This window comes from Asanoa sp. NPDC050611, assembly GCF_040654855.1.
GTDB lineage: Bacteria > Actinomycetota > Actinomycetes > Mycobacteriales > Micromonosporaceae > Asanoa.
The window spans coordinates 13,225-19,241 of sequence record NZ_JBFAIU010000129.1 but is presented as its reverse complement, the minus strand read 5'-3'; the positions used below and the strand labels follow the sequence as shown (position 1 = coordinate 19,241).

Here is a 6,017-nt window from a genome sequence, read left to right as displayed (position 1 = left end):
AGGGTGCCGTCGGTGAACGCCACGGCCGCGGGGCCGTCCCAGGGCTCCATCAGGCTCGCGTGGAAACGGCGCATAGAAGGTGTCACTGCCGCCACCCGGGCCGGTCACCCGGCCGCCGTCCGACGACGCGAAGCCGCCGCCAGGAGGAGGGCCCAGGCCGTGCGCCGCCTGCGAACCGGCGACGTGGGGTTTACGACTCTTGTACGGGAGCCGGAAGAGCGGCGACAGGACGGATCCAGAGCAGCATCGCGTTGCCGGCCGGGCTTGCGGGCAGCCGCTCGACCGCTGTCACGAGCTCCTCGAGGGTGGCACCGTGGACAGCCAGGTCAGTTCCCTGAATGTCCCGCGCGCTGAATGATCCCGGCTGCCCGGCGACCTCGAAGATCGGGCCGCCGTGATAGTCCCAAGGGTAGATCGCCAGCTGCAGCTCGGCGCCCTCCACCGGCGGGTGCACGGCGTACAGACCCGCCACCGCGTCCGCCGCGACGTCGACGACTTCGGTCAGCGTCCCTCCCCGGACGTTGACCGGCTCTGGTCCTCCGCCGCTGATGAAAAACGCGGTCCAGCCGCCGTCCTCGTCGACCCCGGCAACGCCAGTGATCAACGCCGCCGGCGTCTTCGTCCGGCCAACCCACATCCGACGCAGCCAGCCCATCGCCGCATGGTCGCACGGGACGGTCAACATCGCCTCCCGCAACAAATTTGGTTGTCCTCCCAGCCAACGCGATCTACCTTGGATCTCAGTAGGAAGAACGCACGATCGAGGAGTGACCCGGACATGTTGTGGCAGCCCATCGCCGAACCGCAGCGGTTTTCGCTGTGCGGTTTCGCGGTCCTGCCCACCTTCGGGCGATCCGTCGATAAGACCGCCAGCGCTAAGCCGAACCACGCGGGGCGGCGGCTGAGGTAAGCGCAGAAGAAGCGCTTCACGCCGCCTCCCGACGCGGGACAGGGCGGCGTTTCTGTTTCCTGACAACAATTCCAATTGAAGGCCTCATAGGGGTGTGGCGCAACTGGTAGCGCACCGGCTTCCAAATCCGGTGGTTGCAGGTTCGAGTCCTGTCGCCCCTGCTCTCCCACCAGCCCGCTCGGGCCGGTCGGGAACGTGGTTTGAGAACTCCACAGTGGATGGCATCTTGATCTCGGGTGCCCGGCGCGGGCGTCGCGGAAGCCCGCGCCGAGCACAGCGGTAGGACCGGCTCGGTGGTTCTGGGAACAGGTATCCGACATCTTGGGGCTGTAGCTCAGTTGGCAGAGCGTTCGTCTGGCAGGCGAAAGGCCGCGGGTTCAAGTCCCGCCTGCTCCACCGAGAGGCGTCGCGTCCGTCCTTACGAGGAGGCGCGTTCTGGTAGCAAGCCCACCGAGCTCGGCAGGTCGAGCGCGCCCCTGAAAAGGGCGAGGTCACTGGTTCGATCCCAGTGGTGGGCACGTCGATGAGCCGCGGGTTCGAGTCCCGCCGGAGGCAGCTCGTGGAGGTTCGAGTCCTGCGCTCCCAGCACTGCGACGATGGTCGAATGAGCCGCATCGAGTACGTCACCGGCGACGCGACCCAGCCTCAGGGCGCGGGCCCGAAGATCATCGTGCACGTGTGCAACGACGTGGGCGGCTGGGGCCGCGGGTTCGTCGTCGCACTCTCCCGCCGCTGGCCCGAGCCCGAGCGCGCGTACCGCGCCTGGCATCGCGACCGCACCGGCTTCGCCCTTGGCGCCACCCAGTTCGTCGAGGTCGAGCCCGACCTGTGGGTGGCCAACCTGATCGGTCAGCACGGCCTGCGCCGGTCGGGCGGCACACCACCGATCCGGTACGACGCGGTGCGCGCCGGTCTGGCCGAGGTAGCCGCGAAGGCGGCGGACCTGGGCGCGTCGGTCCACATGCCCCGCATCGGCGCCGGCCTGGCCGGGGGGCGCTGGCCGGAGATCGAGCAGATCATCACCGACGAGGTCACAACCAGGAACATCCCAGTCACGGTGTACGACCTCGAGTAACGCGTTGTTCGCCGTAGTTCAGCTGGTAACACCGCCGTTCTTGTAAAACGGAGGAAATTGGTTCGGGTCCAGTCGGGTCCATGCAGCAACACACATGGTGGCGCAGAGCAGCGGAGTGCTCGCGACCCTGTCAAGGTCGAGATCGCGGGTTCGAATCCCGTCGTCACCGCGCGAGGAAGGATGGCCGAGAGGTCCAAGGCGCTGCCCTGCTAAGGCAGACCGGCGTAGTCCGGCGCGGGTTCGAATCCCGCTCCTTCCGCCACGTCGTCGTAGTAGTGGTGAAGGCACGGCGCACGGAGATCGGTGGTTGACCCGCCGACGACAGGCATGCCCTCATAGCTCATCTGGAGAGAGCGCCGGCCTACGAAGCCGGAGGCGGCAGGTTCGAGTCCTGTCGGGGGTACTCGAGGTTTGGGCCGCAGTATCGGTAGGGAGCACTTGTGGCGAAGGACAAACCGCCGTTTGCGATGACGGCGATGCTCAGGCTGGAACGCGGCACCGAGAACGCAGCCGACACTTTGCGTCGGTACGCTCCGCTCGCCGACGAGGTCGGCGCTGACGGGATCGACGTCGACGTCGAACGCGCCGACCTGGTGCTATCGGGCTCTCTCGTCAACGTGAACGAGGAACGCGCCATGCACGCGATGGCATGGCGGCTGTTGCACCGCTTCGGCTGGCGGAAGCAGGACCTCGTCTACAGTCGCAACGTCCGCTACGCCGAGACCATCGCGCCCCCGTCCGGCCCACCGGCCGTCCGGCTGGTGATCGACCGGGCCGACCAGGAGATGGGCTGGGAAGGCGCGACCCACGGCACCGGGCTCACCCCGGACCGCACCCTGGAGATCGAGCCGGCGGAAAGGGACGTAGTCGCCCGGCTCTTCGTCACCGTCCCGACGACCACGATCGCAGGGACGGTGGAGGCGCTGGAGCCGTGGCTGGCCCGCGTCGAGCCCGCCGCAGTGGGTGTGGACCCGGGCCGCGCAGCCGTGTTGTTTCTCGCCCGAGCCGACGTGCGGACCGAGGCGGCGAGGCTCGGCCTTGGCCCGGTCGAGACCGGCCGCATCGAGGCGCACGCCGACCACGTCATCGAGACCGCGGTCGCCGCCGACGGCACGACCCTCTGGCTACGCCGCGGCACCGATCCGGTCGATCGGCACTGGGCCGGCATCATCGAGGTCCGGGAGATGGTGATCGACGACTCGTACCCGGACTAGCTCGCGCCGCCTTTTCAGCGGACGGTCGGGGGTTCGAATCCCTCACGGCGCACTTGCGGGATAGAGGAGCTAGGTCGTCCTCGCAGGGCTCATAATCCTGAGATCGCGGGTTCAAATCCCGCTCCCGCTACCACGTTCCGGTAGCTCAGCCTGGCAGAGCGTCTGCTCGACACGCAGAGGGTCGGGGGTTCGAATCCCTCCCGGGACACGACCATGGCGCGGTGGACGAATTGGAAGAGTCGCCCGGCTTTCACCCGGGACACGTGCGGGTTCGAGTCCCGTCCGCGCTGCTCATTCGAATGCCATCCACCGTGGAGATCCAGTTCGAGCGACCACAGCGGGACCGGTGCGACGGTACCCATCGACCCGTCGAGTTTCCGGACGGATTCATACCTGCCGTGTTGCCGGGGACCGACGGTCGTCTGCTCGTCGGCCGATTCACAAACCTCCGTACGCCGGTGGTGTTCATGAGGTTTCGATCCCGACCCTGCGACCCGAGTTGGGGGACCGTCACCGACCTCGTCAACGTGCCGGGCAAAGGACTGGCGATGCGGATCGGGGGTTCGCCGAGTCATTAGGCGGCGTACGGCGAACGCGTCGTCAACGCCGAGTCGGCCGACGGCAGGGCGACGTGGTTCAGTGACACCGTTGCCACGGGTGTCGGCGAGGGTTGGCGCGGTGGGTTCCCCGTCAGCGGCGATGCGCTGGTGACGATCACCGTCGACAGGCCGAGAAACGAACGATCCATCAGCGTACGGCCGGTGCGCGGACCCGATGGGCCAAGGTCCCCGCAGGCGGCGACGGGCTGGTGCTGGGCGCTGTCGCGAGCCACGACGGTTCCGTGGTCGTCCTCGGCGCGGCGGACGACCGCATTGTGCGCCAGCGCATGCGCACGGGTTACTCGGGCCACGTCGGCGTACGCAGCAGTGCCCGGTGCAACGAGCATTTCAACGCGGCGTCGGTGCCGGCTACTGCAAGACGGGCTACCACGGCTCGGCTCGACGTGCGGTTCGGCCGCGACGACTGCTTGTCGTGGACCCGCACGATGGTGTGATTCAGCTGGACAACCATCCCTCACGTCTGGCCCGGGTCAGGCAGTTGTGCGATCGCGACGGGAACGCCCCTTCCGGCGGACGCCGGCGGCGTTGGTGCCTCGCCCCATCAGCGACACAGAATGCAGCTCACTTATCGCGGCATGAGAGAGAGTCATTGCTAGTCGCACGCAAGCTCGTGGCGAGGGTCATGTTCCGAGTAGATCGAGGTCACGAACGCAGAAACCGTGGTGCGCCCACTCCTCGCCCAGTACCACCTGGACGCACTGCAGCACCGACTTTCCCCTGGCATACGGCGGCCAACCCGGGCCCGCCGGCACTGGCGCGGGCGCCGAGAGCTGATCGGCCGTCACCGTCGACAGCCAACGCTCTAGCTCAGCGCCTTGCACGTCGCGCGTGGCCAGCACCTCGTCGAGACTGGGGGCCGCCGCTCGATCCAGGCCCTGCTCCTCCTGGTCAGGGACGAACTCGGGCGCCAGCCCGATCGCGGTGAACGGCTCGGTCGATCCCAGACAGCAGCGGCGGAACCACGAGTCGTGCACGAACACCAGGTGGCGCAGGGTCTCGACCGCCGACCATTCGCCGCCGACGCGCTGCTGCTCCGAACCCCTGGGCATCGCTCGCAGGCGCTCGATCGTCTTCGCCCAGCCGGCCCGCAGCTGCCGGACACCCTTCAGCAGGTCCGCCGGATCGGCTGAGCGGAGCAGCAGCCGCACCGGATACCGGCGGTCAAGCTCAGCTTCGACGTACGACGTCACCTCGACTCCGTTGACCACCAGATTGGTGACCAGCCCGTCGATCACAGCGTCCTGCATGACCACCCCGATCAGACGAGCGCGGGTCAAGTCACACTCGCGGAACTCGGCATCAGTCAGATCCTGGTCGTTGAAGCTCGCCATGCCGGGCAGTATCCACCGGCGTACCGACAACATCGCAGTGCGGCAGCGACCCGCGGTCGCACCGGGCGATCGTCTGGCGGCCGTTCAACCTGTCCTGGATCCTCAACGCGTGCGTCCACCGAATGGGCGACGGCGGGTCGATGCGGCTCGGCGGCGGCCCGGCCGGTGCGACGATCAACGAAGACCGTGGCAGGCGTCGACCGGGGGAGCGCTGCCGCTCGTGGCCTTTCGTGTTCGCGTGCACCGTCGTCGGGCCAGGGGCAGTGCGCCGTCGACGCTGCTGGTCGTGCTCTTCTGCCTGCTCGTCGGCGTGCCGCTCACCGCGACGCTCACCCCCGACGTGGAGATCACGGTCGCGGGCCAGCGCCTGTCGGTCGGCGTACGCGAGCCGAGCCTGTCGCTGTCCGGCCCGGCGCAGGTCGTGCAGATCGGCAACACGGAGCTGGACCTGACCGCGTTGCGGGTCTACGGACCGCTGCGCCCCCGGCTGAGCCTCGGCCCGGTCGACCGCGACGCCGCGGTCAAGGCGCTGGATCCCGTCACCGGCGCGCAGACCCGCGCAGCCGCGGCCACGACGATCGGGATCGGCTTCCTCCGGTGGTACGCGCTGGCCACCGTCATCCTGCTCGGCTTCACGGCCGCCGTGATCGCGATGGCGGATACGTTGCGCGCGGCGCACGGCCAGCTGCTCTCCACCAGCGCCATGGCCGGCGCCACGATCACGGTCACGTTGGTCGGCTGGGCCGCCGCCGGAGTGTTGGCCTACGACGGCGTGGCGCACGGGCTGCGGCGGGTCACGTCCCTGTCGGACCTCGTCGGCACGTACCACCTCGGGCCTCCGCCGGTCGGACCGAAGGTCCACGGCTT

The 6,017-nt window shown here is 68.6% G+C and carries 6 protein-coding genes and 10 tRNA genes; 12 read left to right on the top strand and 4 right to left on the bottom strand.

Annotation, left to right across the window (positions count from 1 at the left end; genetic code table 11):
* Positions 1 to 74: hypothetical protein (locus AB0H87_RS20725; protein WP_360147738.1), on the bottom strand; the 74-nt coding region annotated here is incomplete at its 3' end.
* Between the two features lie 116 nt (positions 75 to 190).
* On the bottom strand, positions 191 to 655 hold the full coding sequence (locus tag AB0H87_RS20720) for a hypothetical protein (protein WP_360147729.1): 465 nt from the start codon (positions 653 to 655) through the stop codon (positions 191 to 193).
* A 343-nt stretch (positions 656 to 998) separates the two neighbouring features.
* Between AB0H87_RS20720 and AB0H87_RS20715 the strand changes: the two genes are divergently transcribed.
* From AB0H87_RS20715 to AB0H87_RS20660, 12 genes are all read left to right on the top strand, one after another.
* Positions 999 to 1,071, top strand: a tRNA-Trp gene (locus AB0H87_RS20715).
* 162 nt (positions 1,072 to 1,233) lie between these two features.
* Positions 1,234 to 1,306 (top strand) — tRNA-Ala (locus AB0H87_RS20710).
* Between the two features lie 49 nt (positions 1,307 to 1,355).
* Positions 1,356 to 1,428, top strand: a tRNA-Phe gene (locus AB0H87_RS20705).
* 86 nt (positions 1,429 to 1,514) lie between these two features.
* Positions 1,515 to 1,985 (top strand): macro domain-containing protein, encoded by a 471-nt coding sequence (locus tag AB0H87_RS20700; RefSeq protein ID WP_360147726.1) that lies wholly within the window; start codon positions 1,515 to 1,517, stop codon positions 1,983 to 1,985.
* A gap of 11 nt (positions 1,986 to 1,996) precedes the next feature.
* A tRNA-Thr gene (locus AB0H87_RS20695) sits at positions 1,997 to 2,066 on the top strand.
* Positions 2,067 to 2,081: 15 nt separating this feature from the next.
* Positions 2,082 to 2,154: transfer RNA gene (locus tag AB0H87_RS20690), tRNA-Asp, on the top strand.
* 5 nt (positions 2,155 to 2,159) lie between these two features.
* Positions 2,160 to 2,247, top strand: a tRNA-Ser gene (locus AB0H87_RS20685).
* A gap of 67 nt (positions 2,248 to 2,314) precedes the next feature.
* Positions 2,315 to 2,388: transfer RNA gene (locus tag AB0H87_RS20680), tRNA-Arg, on the top strand.
* 37 nt (positions 2,389 to 2,425) lie between these two features.
* Entirely contained in the window at positions 2,426 to 3,199 is a 774-nt protein-coding gene (locus AB0H87_RS20675; protein ID WP_360147723.1) for a hypothetical protein, read from the top strand.
* A gap of 54 nt (positions 3,200 to 3,253) precedes the next feature.
* Positions 3,254 to 3,332, top strand: a tRNA-Met gene (locus AB0H87_RS20670).
* 1 nt (position 3,333) lies between these two features.
* Positions 3,334 to 3,407: transfer RNA gene (locus AB0H87_RS20665), tRNA-Val, on the top strand.
* A 7-nt stretch (positions 3,408 to 3,414) separates the two neighbouring features.
* Positions 3,415 to 3,489: transfer RNA gene (locus tag AB0H87_RS20660), tRNA-Glu, on the top strand.
* A gap of 284 nt (positions 3,490 to 3,773) precedes the next feature.
* Here AB0H87_RS20660 and AB0H87_RS20655 read toward each other — a convergent pair.
* Entirely contained in the window at positions 3,774 to 4,145 is a 372-nt protein-coding gene (locus AB0H87_RS20655) for a hypothetical protein (protein WP_360147720.1), read from the bottom strand.
* A gap of 294 nt (positions 4,146 to 4,439) precedes the next feature.
* Entirely contained in the window at positions 4,440 to 5,150 is a 711-nt protein-coding gene (locus AB0H87_RS20650) for a DinB family protein (RefSeq protein WP_360147717.1), read from the bottom strand.
* Between the last annotated feature and the right edge of the window lie 867 nt (positions 5,151 to 6,017).

What these genes read in the sequence shown, in the direction of transcription:
- AB0H87_RS20720 (WP_360147729.1), bottom strand. Translation starts at nt 655, where the DNA reads ATGGGCTGGCTGCGTCGGATGTGGGTTGGCCGGACGAAGACGCCGGCG.
- AB0H87_RS20700 (WP_360147726.1), top strand. Translation starts at nt 1,515, where the DNA reads ATGAGCCGCATCGAGTACGTCACCGGCGACGCGACCCAGCCTCAGGGC.
- AB0H87_RS20655 (WP_360147720.1), bottom strand. Translation starts at nt 4,145, where the DNA reads ATGCTCGTTGCACCGGGCACTGCTGCGTACGCCGACGTGGCCCGAGTA.
- AB0H87_RS20650 (WP_360147717.1), bottom strand. Translation starts at nt 5,150, where the DNA reads ATGGCGAGCTTCAACGACCAGGATCTGACTGATGCCGAGTTCCGCGAG.